We start from the raw sequence: 15550 nt of genomic DNA, 5'->3' as shown, positions 1-15550 counted from the left end.
ATCATATTCGCATTGATGCGGCCGATGAACTCAATCCCGAGTTATATCACCGACCGAGATTGCTATTTTGAAGTTGGGATCGTGGCCAGATTTATACCTGGCTCGTGTTCCATCGCCATTGGCGAGACAGTCCATTTTGCGTAGATTTTGTCGTAGTCGCCGCTGGCCTTGACTTCCTTCAGAGCTGCCAGCAGAGCCTCGCCGAGATCTGTTTCATTTTTACGGAATGCGATGCCACTGGGCATTCTTGGCAAAATTTGCATAGGAATAACTTTGACCGGATGTGGTGCCGACTTCTGAATTTCTCCGGCAAGTGCCGCAGAGGTCAAAACGAAATCACTCCGACCGGAATAAACCGACAGCAATGTTGCTTCGGATGTGCCGAATTCTGAAACGGTTGGCTTTTCTTTGCCGGCCGCAACGCAGGCTTCGCCGATTTCCTTCGTGATCATGTCCACCCATTCGGTGCCGCTTTGCGCGGAACCTTTCAGCCCGCAAAGGCCTAAATGGTCGCTGATATCAGCGCCTTTTTGCTCAAGGACATAGGCCGATGATGTGGTGTATCCGTAATCAACGAAACTAACGACTTTCTGGCGTTCGGCATTGTCGGTGATGCCTTCCATCGCAATATCCCAACGTCCCGACTGAACACCGGGGATCAGAGAATCGAACGAAACCGATGTAACATCGACTTTGACGTTGAGACGGGCGGCGATGGCATTCCAGAGATCGACTTCAAAACCGACCATTTCGCCAGCGTCGTTCATAGACTGAAAGGGCGGATATTTCGCGTCGGTAACCAGCTTGATTACACCGGCTTCGCGATATTTCTGTGGCAGGCTGTCCGCTGCGGTTTGCGCACTGACAGAGCCTGTGATCATGAGAAGGCTTATCGTTGCTCCGACAGTAAGCGTAATCGCCTTTTTAGAGCGCACTGTTTCTTTAATACTCATTTTCTAGTTCCCCTTTGGCCGTAATTTTTTGCGAACCACCCGGCCTCAAATGGCTCGCTTTTTTAGGCTTTGTTCTGGCGTTCCTTGTCAGCCGATCACGAACGGATTTGCTATCTCCTCTGCAGTGGATAACCACACGGCTTTGGTTTGCAGGAACTCTTTAATTCCTTCTATTCCGTTTTCCCGGCCTATTCCGCTCTTTTTATAGCCGCCAAACGGAGTGGTGTAGGACACATCGCGATATGTGTTTACCCAGACACTGCCCGCTTCCAGGCTTTCCGACATGAGTATGGCGCGACGCATATCCGAGGTCCAGACACCTGCAGCCAACCCGAATTCGCTGTCATTGGCGATGGCTACGGCTTCTTCCGCATCATCAAATGGAATGGCTGCCAGAACAGGTCCAAACACCTCTTCACGCGCAATGCGCATATCATTGTTCACACCTGCAAAAATCGTTGGCTCAACGAAATAGCCTGCCGCACATTCATCCAGATCGGGCCGTTTGCCGCCGATGATGAGTTCTGCACCTTCCTGCCGCGCGATATCGATATAGCCCAGCACTTTCTCATACTGCATGGCGTTGGCTATAGGGCCGATGCGGGTATCCAGGTGTTTGGGGTCGCCAATGCGCGCCGTTTTGGTGAAGGCCGTCAGTTTTTCCAGAAATTCATCGTGTATTTTTCGCTGCAACAACAAGCGCGAACCGGCAATACAGGTTTGACCTACCGCGCCAAAGATACCGCCGACGACGCCGCGTACGGCATTATCAAGATTGGCGTCCTCAAAAATGATATTGGGCGACTTGCCACCCAGTTCGAGGCTAACCCGCTTGATGTCTTTAGCCGCCAACGCATATAGATGCGCACCCGTGCGGGTCGATCCCGTAAAGCCAACGTGGCGTGTGAGCGGGTGCGTCACCAACGGCTCACCAACTTCAGGTCCATAGCCGGTCACGACATTGATCACACCTGCGGGGAAGCCAGCCTTTTCAACCAGTTCCATCAATTTGATAGCCGTAGCCGAGGTATACTCGGCCGGTTTCATCACCAGCGTACAACCGGCTGCCAGGGCGGGGGCAGCCTTGAGTGAAAACAGAAACAGGGGTGCGTTCCACGGCACGATGCCGACGCAGACGCCGAGTGGCTCGTGCCGCGAGAAGCTCAGGGCTTTTTTATCGCAGGGATGCACCGCACCTTCGATCTTGTCCGCTAGCCCGGCATAATAGTGATACCAGCGCGGAATATAGCGAATTTGATGGCGCATTTCGGCGAGAAGGCGACCATTATCGCACACTTCGATCTCAGCCAGCTCATCTGCATTCTGTTCGATGAGATCGGCGAAGCGCTGTATAATGCGGCCACGCTCGCTGGGATGCAACTTTCTCCACGGGCCTTTGGTAAAGGCATTATGCGCTGCTTGAATGGCTCTGTCAGCGTCTTCGGCATTGCCGCGAGGCACCAAGGCCCAAGGCTTCGCCGTAAATGGATCGATGGTCTCGATATATTGGCCCGATGACGGCTCTACCCATTCACCGTTGATATACATAGCAAGTTTTTGCAGGTCGTGGGTCGACATTGCCCCTCCTCTTGGCGAGCCCTTGTGCTGAAAGCATAGCTTCCTTTTCCGCCGCGTGGCCCGGAATTATTCATTTCGATGCACTAAAGATATTCTTATCTATGCAAAGTGATATCACTTTAAAAGTCAACAGAAAAAATACAAGACGTCGAAATTGGGTCAAAACAGCGATAAAACCGCAGAATAGCGGTCCTTATGCTGATGAGGGCGATTTTTGTCCGACACATTTCTAGCATTTCTAAATTTACGCACTTGATTATGATATCATAATGGTTGAAGTTTACTATCACATTGGCCAATTTTATGAGCGCGCATCGTGAACACTGACCAGCATCTCTATAAAAAAATCAAAAGCGAAATTGATCGCCGCGTTGAAACGGAAGAATGGCCGGCAAATTTCCAGATCCCTTCGGAAGGTGATCTGGCCGCAGAGTTTGATGTTTCACAATTGACTGTGCGCCGTGCGTTGCGCGAGCTGCAAACAGCGGGCGTGTTAATCCGCGTGCAGGGACGGGGCACATTTGTGCTGGGGCCGCGCATTCAGTGCGCCGTGTTCGACCTTCCCAATATCAGCAATGAAATCGCCAACTCTGGCGGCGCGCACACCTGTCAGGTTCTGGTTCACACAACCCTTGCGCAGGACAATCCTGCGCGCAACATTCTGCAATTGTCCGCAGATGCCGTGGTTTATTACAGCCGGTTTCTTCATCTGGAAGATGGCACGCCCATTCAGCTTGAAGAGCGCTATGTCAACGCCGCAGAAGCTCCGGGATATCTGGATCAGACGTTTTCAACGCAAGGCCCCGAAGCATGGTTTCGGCGCGAAACGGTGGTCACAACAGTTGATAATGCCATTCGTGCCATTCGCGCTGAAGACGACATACGCCAGCTTTTGCAGATCGATGCCAACCAGCCTTGCCTGCTTCTGGACCGTTCGACATGGCGCGACGGGATTCCGGTCACGCGTAGCCGTTTTATCTATCCCGGAGACCGTTATCGGCTGCGTTCCGCGCACGACGCGCGTACCACCCGTATCGCATTAACACCCAATTTGGGCACTGTCCGCTGAATCCTAGAATGGAGTTTGAGATGAGAGATTTTATCAATAAGCTTGAAGAGCGCGGCGATCTGCTGGTGGTTGATCGAGAGATTGACCCTGCGCATGAACTTGCAGCCGTCACACAGCTTGCGCAGAAAAAATGGGCGAAGCCGGTGATGTTTACCAACGTAAAAGGCACACGGTTTCCCGTTGTCAGCAATGTTTACAGCACGCGCGACAGAATTGCCGAAGTGATCGGCATTGACGCAAAGGATTTTTGCACCCAGTGGAGCCGTCTCGCATCTCTTGGCGTCAGAGATGAAAGAGCCGCTGAAACTTGCCGATGACAGCGAACTTCCCGAATATGAAGAAGTGAAGCTGTCCGATCTGCCGCTGATTACCTATTCTGACCGGGACGGCGCGCCTATTTCACCTCCGCCATGTTTATCGCCAAAGATCCGGAAACCGGCGTTGGTAATTTGTCCTATCATCGCTCGATGTTTATCAGCGATAACGAGCTGCGCTGTCGCTTGGCACCTCGCCATCATCTGACGATCTATCATGAGAAGGCGGAAAAACTGGGCAAACCGCTCGAAGCGGCCATGTTGATTGGTACACCTTCGCATGCATTTCTAACCGCAGCAGCGCCACTGCCGTATGATGTCGACGAATTGGAAGTGGCGGCACGCCTGCGTGGACGACCGATTGCCATGCGCAAATGCAACCATATCGATCTTGAAGTTCCTGCAGAAACCGAAGTGGTTATCGAAGGACGCTTTCTTCCCAATGAACGCCGCGCCGAAGGGCCTTTTGGCGAGTTTATGGGGTATTACGTTCCTGTCGGACCTAATGCGGTTTTCGAAGTACTGGGCGTCACCGTGCGCAAAGACGCGATGTTTCATTCGATATTATGTGGTTCACCTGAAGAAGTGCTCACACTCGAACTATCGGTTTCCGCGAATATTTATCAGCGCTTGAGTGCTGCGCTTCCCGGTATCATCAATGTCACCTGCCAGCCATTCGTCAATCACGCCATCATCCAGATCGAGCCGCAGTTCGAGGGACATGCGCGTCAGGTCATGCTGGGGGCTATCGGGGCCGAACCCATATGGTCAAAACAGATCACGGTGGTGGATACCGACGTGAATATCTACGACATGGATGATGTGCAATGGGCCATTCTAACGCGTTGTCGCCCAGACAAGGACATGCTGATCATCCCGGATACACCATCATTTTATCGGGATGAACAGAAGGACCATTGGGGCAGGCTGCTTGTGGATGCGACCAAGCCATGGGGACGGGAACAGGAGTTTGAACGCAAGCGATTGCGACTTGGCGACAGTGTCAAGGCCAGCGACTGGTTCGAGGGAGCGTAACCGATGAGCGCTCAACGCCTGGTGATAGGAATTTCGGGCGCTTCGGGCGCAGCTTATGGGCTTAAGGCACTGGAACTGGCGCGATCAGTGGGCGTCGAAACGCATCTCGTTGTTTCGCGCGCAGCGCTGCTCACGCTCCATCAGGAGCTTGGTATACAAAAATCAGAGCTGTCGCATCGCGCCGATGTGGTTCATTCGGCTGCGGATGTCGGCGCTTCGATAGCATCGGGATCGTTCAGGACGATGGGTATGCTGGTTGCTCCGTGTTCGGTTAAAACCATGTCGGAGATAGCGTCGGGTGTGACGTCGACACTGATGAGCAGGGCCGCTGATGTGGTTTTGAAAGAACGGCGCCGACTGGTTCTCATGGTGCGGGAAACGCCGCTGCATCTCGGGCATTTGAAAACGATGACAGCACTCACTGAAATGGGGGCAATCATCATGCCGCCTGTTCCAGCCTTTTATTCGCATCCCGAAAGCATTAACGAGATGGTCTGCCATTCTGTGGGCCGCGCTCTTGATCTGTTCGGTATTGAAACAGGCACGGTTAAACGTTGGGATGGGCTGAAGCCTGGATCTTAAAGGCAGAGGATCACGCGAGTGGACGATATAGAACGTCATTCAGCACTTTGGAGCTTTATGCTTCAACTCTATGCCAAGCCCCGGAATTCCGGCTGCCTTGCTGAGCTTGCAAGACAATTATGCCATTGATGTGCCGTTTTATCTGGCGGTTCTGCACGCGGTAACAACAGACCGATATGTCACGGCAAAAAGCGCTCAGCGCTCTATACGCCGAAATACAAGAATGGCGGGAAGAGGTCGTAATCCCGCTGAGAATTGTCCGAAAGACGCTGAAGGTGCATGCGTGGGCGACACGTTTTGAAAATACGGGTGCCTTCCGCGAGACTATCAAAAGTGCTGAGTTAAACGCCGAAAGAATTGAAGTTGATGTTTTGGAAAAACTGATCCCAATCTATTTCAGGGTGGATTCCATTGATGACAAACCAAATATTTTAGCGGTTTCGCTGATGTTCTTGAATGTCTTCGGCTTTCCGGCGCTGGACCAACTTCCGGCAGACGCTGAATTTGTAGCCAGAACATTAGCAAGCAATCATTAGGGGTGAAACCCGTGATTCATGCCATGTGTAATCACGCAAGTGGACTTGACCCAGCCCGACTATGAATGTGATTATGCGCTATTAATAACATCATTTGTTGTGAGATATGAACAGTTCAGACCAACCATTATATGCTCAAATAAAAAGCGCTATCGACAAAAAGATCGAAACAGCAGAATGGCCGGCAAACTTTCAGGTGCCTTCAGAAGATGACCTTGCGGGAACCTTCAGTGCATCTCGCCTGACAGTGCGCCGGGCATTGCGGGAATTGCAGGCTGACGGGGTTCTGTTGCGCATTCAGGGACGCGGAACATTCGTCGTTGGCCCGCGGATGCAATGCGCGATTTTCAATTTGCCAGACGCTTCAGAGGAAGTGATCCTGTCGGGCGGCGCGCATAGCAGCCGTGTTTTGCAGCACGAGGTTTTGAGTGCGGACAACCCGCGGCGGAATATGTTGCAGAGCTCGCCCGAAAACGACGTCTTCTATTCCAAGCTTTTGCACCTCGAAGATGGAACACCGATCCAAATCGAAGAGCGATATGTGAATAGCGCTGAAGCGCCCGATTATCTCGAGCAGGACTTCACCCTGATTACCCCGAATTTCTGGCTGTTGCGTAACACGATTGTCACGACAGTCGACAATACAATCCGTGCTATACGCGCGGATGAAGACATTCGCGAAAATCTGCAGATTGATATCAGTCAGCCTTGTTTGCTTGTAGATAGGCAGACATGGCGCGATGGTATACCAGTGACACGCAGCCGGTTCACTTATCCTGGAGATCGTTACCGTCTGCGCTCTTCTCACGAGGCACGGGTTACACGAGTGAATGCTGTAAACTTGAGCCGATGATCACATGCTAGGCCGTGTGGACGGAATTGATTAAGATAAAAGCAGCAGCGATTGCGACGATGGATCGGAAATTTCTTGCTGTTTTCTCGCAACGTAGTGCTACACGTTTGAACCGTTTGAGCTTCCCCATCATTTGTTCAATACGTGCGCGACCTCGATAAAGCGCCGTGGCAAAATGTTTCGGAATATTTCTTCTGTTTGATCTGTAAGGGATCACAGGAATTGCGCCAGCCTTTCGCGCAGTCTCTCTATTAACGTCGCTATCATAGCCTTTGTCAGCAATAATAGCGCGGTGCCTGACTTGAGGGCCAGTTTCCATGAGGCTTTCAAACTGTTTACTATCGGAAGCTTCGCCTCCGGTTAGTTCAAACCCAAGGGGCTGACCATTTCGGTCGGTTTTCAGATGGATGTTGGTTCCGAACCCTCCACGAGAACGACCGAGCGCTTGACCTTCCTGCCCCCTTTAGCACCTGCTGCAGATATATGGGCGCGAATGACGGTGCTGTCGAACATAGCAATCAGATGAGCGCTTTCATCAAGCCCAGCCAAAATGGAAAAATAGTCTTCGAACACACCCGCTTTACCCAAGCGGTCAAAACGCTTCCATATGCTGTTCCAGTTACCAAATCGCTCAGGCAAAGCCCGCCATGAGATGTTATGAAGGGTGAAATAATGCAATGCCTCAAGAAATAGGCGGTCATTTTTTGCTTTCGCGCCAACGGCTGGTAGACAAGCACGAAAGACCTCCAGTGCCAGTTCATAGTCACTCTCTGTAATCTTCGTGCACATTGCCGACCTCCAAATTACGTCGGCAATGTGTGAATCATGTTGAAAGAAAATCTGGAACCGGAAAACTTATACCTGAGTCAATTCGTCCACACGGCCTAGTGTCCTGTCCGGCAAATAGCTTTACATAATCGTTCGATCTTCGCGAGGATGGACTGGCTTGTGGCTGTCCAGACAAAGGGTTTTGCCTTGGCATTATAGGCTTCAACGAAGGCGCTTATTTTCCCAATCAGGTCCCTGGCGCTGACGAAAGAACCAAGGCGTATCTGCCGTTGCGTGATAGGGTCAAACTGCCGCTCGACCTGGTTGAGCCATGACGCATAAGTTGGTGTGTAGTGGACATGGAAGCGCGGACGAGCCGCGAGCTATGCACGGACTTTCGGATGTTTGTGAGCTACATAATTATCGACCACCAGATGGGCGTCGAGGACAGGCAGAATATTCGCCTCAATATGTTTAAGGAACCCGAGGAATTCCTAGTGGCGGTGACGGGCACGGCATCGAGTCATAACCTGACCATTTGCAATGTCGGGTGCGGCGAATAAGGTTGTGAGGTCAGGCTGAAGCGCGACTTTTTGCGGTTTGAGTTTACGCAAAACGATGTCTGTTTGCGATTAATTTTTGCCGAAAGACTTCTGCAGGTGTTTTGTAACCCAAACATTTGCGCGGCGTATTGTTGAGGCGATGACAGATGAAGGCGAGGTCTCGATCACTGAGGGTGAGCGGATCAAGATCTCGGGGAAGCCATCGTCTTGTGCGTCTGTTGGTGTTTTCAACGGTGCCTTTCTGCCAGGGTGACTGCGGATCACAGAACCATGTTTGCGACCCGATCCCATTCTGCAGATAAGCCCATTCTGTGAACTCAGTGCCACGATCAAACGTGATGGAGCGACGGGCTATTTGGGGCAGGGGGTTGGAGTACCCTAATCACCCCATCCATCACTGGTCGTGACTGACGATCATTGTTGCGCAACAAAACCGTAAAGCGGCTCACCCGCTCGACTAGAGACGTCACATTGGCCTTGCCGAACCTCTTGCGAAACTGGATAAGGTCGCATTCCCAGTGTCCGAACTGCTTGCGTCTGGCAACCATGTCTGGACGATAAAGGATGCTCAGTTCTGGTGGAAAGCGGCGTCCATGATGACGCCGGGCATGACGTGGGCGTCGTTTGGCACGACGTTCCGGCAGATATTTCAAAGCTCTTCTTTTCGACCGTCGGTCGAATACACAAACTGATAGATCGTTTCATGACTGACAGAGATTGGATGGCGTTCCAATCGCATTCTCCCTGCAATCTGTTGCGGCGACCATCCATCGCTGATGTGATCGATCACGGACTGCCGTAGCTCATCATACCGGATCAGCTTACGTTGCTTTGAACGCCGCTCGCGGGATTTCTGCTCGGCAATCGTGCAGTAATAGCCGTTTAAATCCTTGATCTCATCATCGTGAAACTGATTGCGCTTGAGTTCACGAAAAATGGTCGAGCGGTGCCTTCCAAGCTTCTCAGCAATAACGTCAACGGAGAGCTTTGCGGTGCGCCAGCGCGCTATTCTGCGGCGTTCATCCAGATCAATATGCGCGTAGGTGCGTTCCATGACAGGTTCCTTGCATTGGATAACTCATTGTTATCATTTGCAAGTCGCACTTCAAACTAGAACCCACCCCTGTTATACAAATGAATCAGATAAGTATAATTATGGAACATTCTCTCGCAACGATGTTGAAGCAACAAATCGCTTCAAATTGGCTCCAGCCCTAAAAATGTACGGCGGAATGGCAAGTGAATAGTGACCACAGTTTAATTGCTGAACATTCGGATTTACGCCAGCATTATTCAGACTTTCCAACAGAGCAATTGACAATTCTGGCAATACAACCTTGTCTCTTTTTGCCAAAACAATCTGTATATCCAAATCTGGACGGGCGAGACTGTAGGCGTAATTTCCCAGATCGAGCGGTGCCCAAGCCCTGTGTAGATGAGAAAGGTCTATCGTGGGCTCAAAGCTCTCGCGTATGGCGCGCGTTGCGCGCCCGGTCCAGACCATCTCGGCCAGACTTCCGGCTGTGAGAAACAGCGAAGCTTTCTTAACATTGGTATCATGAGCCGCGACCAGTCCTGCAACCCATGAACCGAGGCTCATTCCAAGTACGGAAATTTCTCGATAGCCTTGGCTTTTGAGCCAGCGAATGAGCTTTTGTCCATCCCACACGGCCTGCCGTAGCGATTGATCGTTCGGCCGAGATTTGCGCTAAGCATATAATCAGCGTAGTCGGACCCCGGACGGCTTCGTTCAAAATGATAAGGCATTGCGATCTCGACAACCGTAATGCCTCTTTTCGAGAAATATCGTGCGATCTGACTATTACGGGAACGTGCGTTCCAATGATGAAATATCACCAGTGCCTTGTCCCGTGACCCGCTATCCGTGATCTTAGCCCAGACCTGGTTGTTTTCCTCAACGTCTGTCGAAATTTCAGATGGAAATTTGAGGTAGTCCCCTGCCCGCTCAAAATCTCTATCGCTACCGAGTGGCGCTCTGAAGTACGATGGCGTGGCAGCTGCCTGCACCCCGAGCTGGCAGAATTCATCGATAGTGGAAACCTTTGGGGCGCCCCGGAAACGCACGTTCTGCATCGAGAATGACGGCTGTTACTTTTTTAGCATCTTCTCCGCGTCGTGCCCGTTTCTCATCCCATTGATCAAGCCAACTATGAAACACTTTGATTACTCACCTCACACTCGCGCGCCGGGACCCAAGGGCCGGATCAAATAAGCCATAAATAGCGATTAGGAGCCCGACAAACATCAAGACTGTAAAGCCAGAAAACGTGTCGATTGACAGATAGCTTGCAAATAGAAGCATCACAACGGCGGTCATTTTCCACAAGGTGACTTTAAAATGATTTCCTGCTCCAGTGCGGGTCACTCCATAAAGGAAAACAAAACAGGTCGATATTGCGATTAGCAGACTGCTGTAGTGTGTGGGCATTCGATAGCTGATACGGCTGTGCGCCGTCGCTTGATCGTACAAGATAGATGAAAGGTCGTTGATCACCCAGGCTACAATGCTCGCGCCGTTAGAGGCTAAATACGAGCTTTGTAGCTTCATCACGGTAGCGATCAAAATGCCTAAAACCGTGCAGCGAAAACCCTGCATAACCCAGATAGCGGTCTCGCTTCTAAAGCCCGTACCTGCGTTCGTCTGCGCTGTTGGTCCTTCGCGTAACTTTCGAAGGTCATTGATGACCGAGTAAAGCAGTATGAGGCCGGCGAAGAAGAGATAAAATGAAAAACTCATATAAAGATAGGCAAATGCCGTAAAACCGATCGCAGGTATCGTCACGATTTCGGGCCGGACTATCGCGATTGTGCCCCAATCGGTTGCGTAATTTCCTCCTCCACTTATGAGAGGGACCAGACAAACGCCGATCCACTGGAACACACCAGCAAAAAGCAAACAGATTAGGAAGACCGCCCAAAACGAACCCGATGAGGCGTCGATAATATCACGCCATGCCCGGTCGCTGTACTCGGGTGTGCCATCGAAATGCCGACGACGTTCCTCCTGCTTCCACGAATGCACCAGTTCGGAAACGAAGGCCAGGAAGACCGGAAGAAACACCATGAACACGAGGGTCCAGTTCGCCGCCCAAAGGATCCGACCTGCTTGATCACGCCATCTGATCGGGTGAATGTTACGTTGTGAATGCCAATGATGTACGAAAGGAACCCGAGAGCGACATTCCAGCAAAAACCGAGGCAGACAGATTCAGTGGAGACCCCTCACCGAAAAGCTTTTCTGACCATCTAGTCAGATTCCATCGCTTACCATCGTTATCGTTTGCAGAGTCCGATGTTGCAATTCGGGGTTCAACTCGGGCTGGCTCCGACGGTTCGGCTGTTTCAGTCTTCTTCTGCTCACGTCTTTTAGCGACAAGCCGAGTGTGCAGCGCTGAGTTCCATACTCCATTCGCTTGTAGCAACCGTATCACCACAACTTAAAACTCTTGCCAGCAACCCGATGTTGGTCGTGCTTATGCCTTTTTCATTCTCCTGAAACCAGAGCTGAACCGTTCGAAGATCGACACCAATCCGCTTAGGATCTACATGCGTTATGGCCTCCGCCAGAAGCTCTGGCGTCCATGGACCTGCCGTATGACCGTCGGATCCTAGCGGGCGACCAGCACCGGCGGCGACAATGAGCTTGAACAATTCTTTGAAGTCGCTCCCATCCTTCGGTGGCGGGAGAAAAAACTTTCCGTTCTTTGTCAATATCTTAGCGGCTCAGATTTCGTTTCGTTTCGCAGTGTTTCTCATCCTATCGTGTGGGATGCCTTAATCAACATTTTTATCACTTGGATTTTGGGATGACTGTTTCGTCAGAAAATTGGTGTATGGAGACGAGAAACTGTGCATCGGGCAGTAAGAAGCATTGATCTACTAATGATCGTGTATCGTGCTGCTATCAACTAGGCATCAGTTTCGAGGATTGCACTTACGAGCATCACCCATCTTCTGAAAATGAATTTCGGAGGCCATTATGGATGCTATTGCAGATACATTGGATTGGCGGGATGAAACCAATGTCGTTGACCTAGGCGACAATGGCCCGACAAAACGACTGCTGGATATGTCATCGCTAGCGGAAGATCCGCGCCGGATCGTAGATTATGAGCCGCAAGATGTGGATGACGCCATCGGAAAACTGGTCTATCTCGCCGCTTCTCTTATCTCCGGGCGGATTACGCTCGCACGGGGCGAAATGGCATCAGTTTTGAAAAGCGTCGATAAGAAATTATGATTGCTTTGGAAGCCCGCCAGCGGGCTTCTTCTATTTGCGGTCTGTCGCAATCCATTCGCCGGATGATTGATCCTTGGCAAATCCAACCGTTCTCGCGATAGTTTGCGCCGACGGGTTTTTTTTGACATTGGCTACGCATTCGACCATGCCGGTCGCACCGTCGACTGGCCAACAATTCGCCAACGAGACAGAGAGGTTTTCGAGTTCTCTTCTGTCCCATAAGAGCGGATTTTTTTCTTCCAGCTTCCTTACGGCAAACAATGCTTCAGCTTGAGTTGGCACATCGAGCTTGGCGCTCGCCGCTGGCTCATCGGGAACGGGACAAAGTGTAGGGTCGGCCTTGATCGCTGCAACGATATCGGCTTTTGCGATGGCTGTTGCGTTGCTCGAAGCGTTGGAGACTACGAACCAAGTACCGCCCGCGCCAACAGCGATGCCGGCGCTTGCTGCCAGTGCGAGAAGTGCGTTCTGATTCATTAGAGCTCCTTAAAATTTCAAGTTGAACCAATAGCGCCCCTTCAAACCTTGATAATCGGGAACGTCGAAAAAGTAAGGGTCTTTTCGCATTGGACGAGCAATGGAGACGACCTTTCGACAACTATTTCCGCGATCCGAGTTGCCAATGTCTCGATATTGAACATCCTTGTACTGAAGCTCTTTGTTCTGGTCCCTGATCTTGTTGGTGCAGGTGTTGATTGTCTTTTCGCAGCGGTTGGACAGCATTGCGCCGCGATCACTCATATTGCTGGCTTCCTTGAATCCAGATGGGCAATCCTCGTAAGGCTGATATCCGGGTTTGCCAGACTTAGCTTCATGGCAAATGGGCCATGAGCCCGTTTTGCCATGGCCTTGATCAACGGTCATTGGCGGGACGCAATAAGGGACACCATGCCACGAAGGGTTTGATGATGCTGCGCACAAAGGACCTGACAGCCCCAGATGGCATCCCTCCCGTGTCCTGCGCTATTGCAGCGGATGGCATCACGGCGATAGTGGGCCGGCGATTGCAAACAGAAACTGCTTCATTTCAGGTCATCCTCATATTGTAGCTTGTGAAAACAACCCGGTAGGCAAGACGTCTCGGGCGTGTAAGAGACATGTGACAACATCGAGCCGCTTCGCTGCAAAGGGCGATAAGTGTGAATGCCGAAAACCAGCAAATTCCAACGCGATAGACCAAGTGATGATTTGAACATCGCTGGAGAGACAAGGACGCTAATCAAGAACACATCGAACGACATTTGCCGTTGTCCTTGCAATACAGCGATACGGTGAGGAACAGAGCGGTCAATATGCCGTAAACCCACCAGATTTTCGATGACGGGATGATAAGCAAAAACGATAGCAGGATGGCCAGCAACAAGCAGGCCATAGGATCGCGCGCGAAATTGAGCGCAATATGAGCGATTTCCGACAACTATCGGTCTGTCCTTCTTGGTTTTCTGCGCGCGTTGGCAAACGGGGGAGAGATTTCGCTTTTGCGCTCTACGAGTAGGTTGAAATCCGCGATAGGCTGACGATCGAGCGTTTTGTCGACGGCCTTGCGCCGCCACTCATTCATATCCAGAACATAGGTCGCCCACATGCCATATCGCGCCGACATGGCGGTACGCTGATAGCCTATGAGGGTGGCTGGTGGGATGAATCCACAGAACATTTCGAGATAGGTCGCGTCCCATGTGCATCTGCTATGCCTTCAGCATCATAGCATCGACGGGAGACGGCGGACGGATCGCTGAGCCATTTTGCAAAGCCACAGGGGTCAGGGGCGGCGCTTTCGTGACGTGTTTTCGGATCAAGCGCCCATTGAGGCAATTCGCACGCGTCAATGTCCGCGAGCCGAACTCGTTGGGCATAAGTGGAAACCAGAGGGTCCGACCATCAATAACCGCGACACGAAGATTGGAAGCGGTACCGGCTGGCTAGGTTGAACCGATACGCTGGCAGCTGGCGCGCGTTTAATAGCATCAGCTGCGAATGCTGGTGTCGATGCGACGGCAAATGACATTGCTACGATCAGATATTTCATTGTTGGGCATTCCTCGTCCGTTCGTTTGCCGATTTGCTCAACAGGATGGCAGGATGCTGAACGTCTTCGAATTGCCAGAGGCCTGCGCTTCGAGCTTCCTGTTCGGCCACTGCGTATGCTGGATAGTAGGAAGCCCGTCAGCCTTCAGCGCGGCAAAGGCATAGCCGCTCGTAATCAACACCGTCGATAAATCGAGGCGATTTCCGCCGATTGTCGACATAGTATCGGCAGTTTGCGCTACGAATACCGGTTTGGTTCTTTGATATAAGCCGCGAATACGGCAAGCGAAGCCTCGCCGCAGTCCTTCTTCTTCCGGTCGTATCAGTGAAAGCAGTTCAAGGCATGACTGAACACCATAGAGACGATAGCGCTGACCTTCAGAGACCCACGTATCCCAGATTCCAAAGTAACGCCCGGCTGGAGGTCGAAATATCCTCCGGCGCGGCAAAGCCGTTGGCGAGAAAAGGACCACACATAGCGACATTAAGGCTGACTTCATTGGGCCGCGGATCGGCCATCCCATAAGAGCCGTCTTCTCGATCTTCAGATCGGGACAGCTCTTTCGATTTCGCAATGCGGAGCGCGCCGAGAGAGAGCATTTGCTCTTCGAGCATATCAACGGTGTCCAGGCTTCCGGGTAATTGTAATAGCCGTAGCACGTCACATTTTGTTTGGGCGCTCTTCACTTACAAATGCCCGACAAAAGAGAACCTTCGGCGACTGCAACATGATCTGCAACTGCTGCTTGGCGTAGTCAGAGCAAGAACCAGCAAAATCATCCTTGCGGTTCACCATTTCGCCTGCAGGCTTCTAGCCCGTACAGATTCAGAAGGGTCTTATCATCAACCCGAAATTCGGTCGGTGAAGTTGCCTTATAGCGGATGCAAACCCTTCCGAGCCGTAACTTTTCCGTCTCCGTCATAATACTCAATGACAAGCACGGTCTTACCCGGCGATGCCAGCGACTTGATGTAATCCTTGTTGATTGCAGGCGCGGCGATTGCGGCTG

Annotated in this window: 12 protein-coding genes and 7 pseudogenes; 8 read left to right on the top strand and 11 right to left on the bottom strand. The window is 51.6% G+C overall.

The features are described from left to right. Positions 1 to 62: 62 nt before the first annotated feature. Together C9380_RS25020 and C9380_RS25015 are read right to left on the bottom strand one after the other, a co-directional pair. A complete protein-coding gene (locus C9380_RS25020) occupies positions 63 to 953 on the bottom strand; it encodes an ABC transporter substrate-binding protein (RefSeq protein WP_024899064.1) in 891 nt (296 codons plus the stop codon). Between the two features lie 87 nt (positions 954 to 1040). Further along, positions 1041 to 2531, bottom strand: coding sequence for an aldehyde dehydrogenase (locus C9380_RS25015; protein WP_128095023.1), 1491 nt, complete (start codon positions 2529 to 2531; stop codon positions 1041 to 1043). A 316-nt stretch (positions 2532 to 2847) separates the two neighbouring features. Between C9380_RS25015 and hutC (C9380_RS25010) the strand changes: the two genes are divergently transcribed. From hutC (C9380_RS25010) to hutC (C9380_RS24985), 7 genes and pseudogenes are all read left to right on the top strand, one after another. After that, on the top strand, positions 2848 to 3600 hold the full coding sequence (gene hutC, locus C9380_RS25010) for a histidine utilization transcriptional repressor HutC (protein ID WP_024899066.1): 753 nt from the start codon (positions 2848 to 2850) through the stop codon (positions 3598 to 3600). Positions 3601 to 3620: 20 nt separating this feature from the next. Next, a complete protein-coding gene (locus C9380_RS28755; protein WP_353954669.1) occupies positions 3621 to 3917 on the top strand; it encodes a hypothetical protein in 297 nt (98 codons plus the stop codon). Between the two features lie 87 nt (positions 3918 to 4004). Continuing rightward, positions 4005 to 4949, top strand: a pseudogene (locus tag C9380_RS25005) (UbiD family decarboxylase); the annotation flags it as partial. A 3-nt stretch (positions 4950 to 4952) separates the two neighbouring features. Further along, entirely contained in the window at positions 4953 to 5531 is a 579-nt protein-coding gene (locus C9380_RS25000; RefSeq protein ID WP_094543066.1) for a UbiX family flavin prenyltransferase, read from the top strand. 70 nt (positions 5532 to 5601) lie between these two features. Next, positions 5602 to 5685, top strand: a pseudogene (locus tag C9380_RS28750) (hypothetical protein); the annotation flags it as partial. A gap of 22 nt (positions 5686 to 5707) precedes the next feature. After that, on the top strand, positions 5708 to 6067 hold the full coding sequence (locus C9380_RS24990; RefSeq protein ID WP_128095020.1) for a DUF2390 domain-containing protein: 360 nt from the start codon (positions 5708 to 5710) through the stop codon (positions 6065 to 6067). A gap of 106 nt (positions 6068 to 6173) precedes the next feature. Beyond that, positions 6174 to 6920: a histidine utilization transcriptional repressor HutC gene (hutC, locus tag C9380_RS24985; protein WP_024899070.1), complete on the top strand. Its 747-nt coding sequence runs from the start codon at positions 6174 to 6176 to the stop codon at positions 6918 to 6920. A 7-nt stretch (positions 6921 to 6927) separates the two neighbouring features. Here the strand turns inward: hutC (C9380_RS24985) and C9380_RS24980 are convergent, their stop codons facing one another. From C9380_RS24980 to C9380_RS24960, 5 genes and pseudogenes are all read right to left on the bottom strand, one after another. Further along, on the bottom strand, positions 6928 to 7323 hold the full coding sequence (locus C9380_RS24980; RefSeq protein WP_244430475.1) for an IS5 family transposase: 396 nt from the start codon (positions 7321 to 7323) through the stop codon (positions 6928 to 6930). Further along, positions 7320 to 7709 carry a transposase gene (locus C9380_RS24975; protein WP_128095019.1) on the bottom strand — a complete coding sequence of 130 codons (390 nt, stop codon included), beginning with the start codon at positions 7707 to 7709 and terminating at the stop codon, positions 7320 to 7322. The genes C9380_RS24980 and C9380_RS24975 overlap by 4 nt, the downstream gene beginning before the upstream one ends. 585 nt (positions 7710 to 8294) lie before the next feature. Next, positions 8295 to 9305, bottom strand: a pseudogene (locus C9380_RS24970) (IS30 family transposase). A 99-nt stretch (positions 9306 to 9404) separates the two neighbouring features. Further along, positions 9405 to 10430: pseudogene (locus C9380_RS24965) on the bottom strand (RcgR family putative quorum lactone hydrolase). Further along, positions 10420 to 11983, bottom strand: a pseudogene (locus C9380_RS24960) (RcgA family putative transporter). The pseudogenes C9380_RS24965 and C9380_RS24960 overlap by 11 nt, the downstream one beginning before the upstream one ends. A 268-nt stretch (positions 11984 to 12251) precedes the next feature. Here C9380_RS24960 and C9380_RS24955 point away from each other — a divergent pair. Beyond that, entirely contained in the window at positions 12252 to 12512 is a 261-nt protein-coding gene (locus C9380_RS24955) for a hypothetical protein (protein ID WP_094574634.1), read from the top strand. A gap of 30 nt (positions 12513 to 12542) precedes the next feature. On the opposite strand, the gene C9380_RS24950 is transcribed toward C9380_RS24955, so the two are convergent. The 4 genes and pseudogenes from C9380_RS24950 to C9380_RS24930 form a co-directional block, all read right to left on the bottom strand. Further along, positions 12543 to 12989, bottom strand: coding sequence for a hypothetical protein (locus C9380_RS24950; RefSeq protein WP_128095018.1), 447 nt, complete (start codon positions 12987 to 12989; stop codon positions 12543 to 12545). Positions 12990 to 12998: 9 nt separating this feature from the next. Beyond that, a complete protein-coding gene (locus tag C9380_RS24945; RefSeq protein ID WP_164844749.1) occupies positions 12999 to 13253 on the bottom strand; it encodes a hypothetical protein in 255 nt (84 codons plus the stop codon). Positions 13254 to 14537: 1284 nt separating this feature from the next. Further along, a pseudogene (locus C9380_RS24935) lies at positions 14538 to 15015 on the bottom strand (thermonuclease family protein). Positions 15016 to 15044: 29 nt separating this feature from the next. Beyond that, positions 15045 to 15542: pseudogene (locus C9380_RS24930) on the bottom strand (hypothetical protein); the annotation flags it as partial. Positions 15543 to 15550: the final 8 nt, after the last annotated feature.

Origin of the sequence: Brucella pituitosa (genome assembly GCF_003049685.1) — a bacterium.
Taxonomy (GTDB): Bacteria; Pseudomonadota; Alphaproteobacteria; order Rhizobiales; family Rhizobiaceae; genus Brucella; species Brucella pituitosa.
This window is presented reverse-complemented; position numbering and strand designations above follow the sequence as displayed.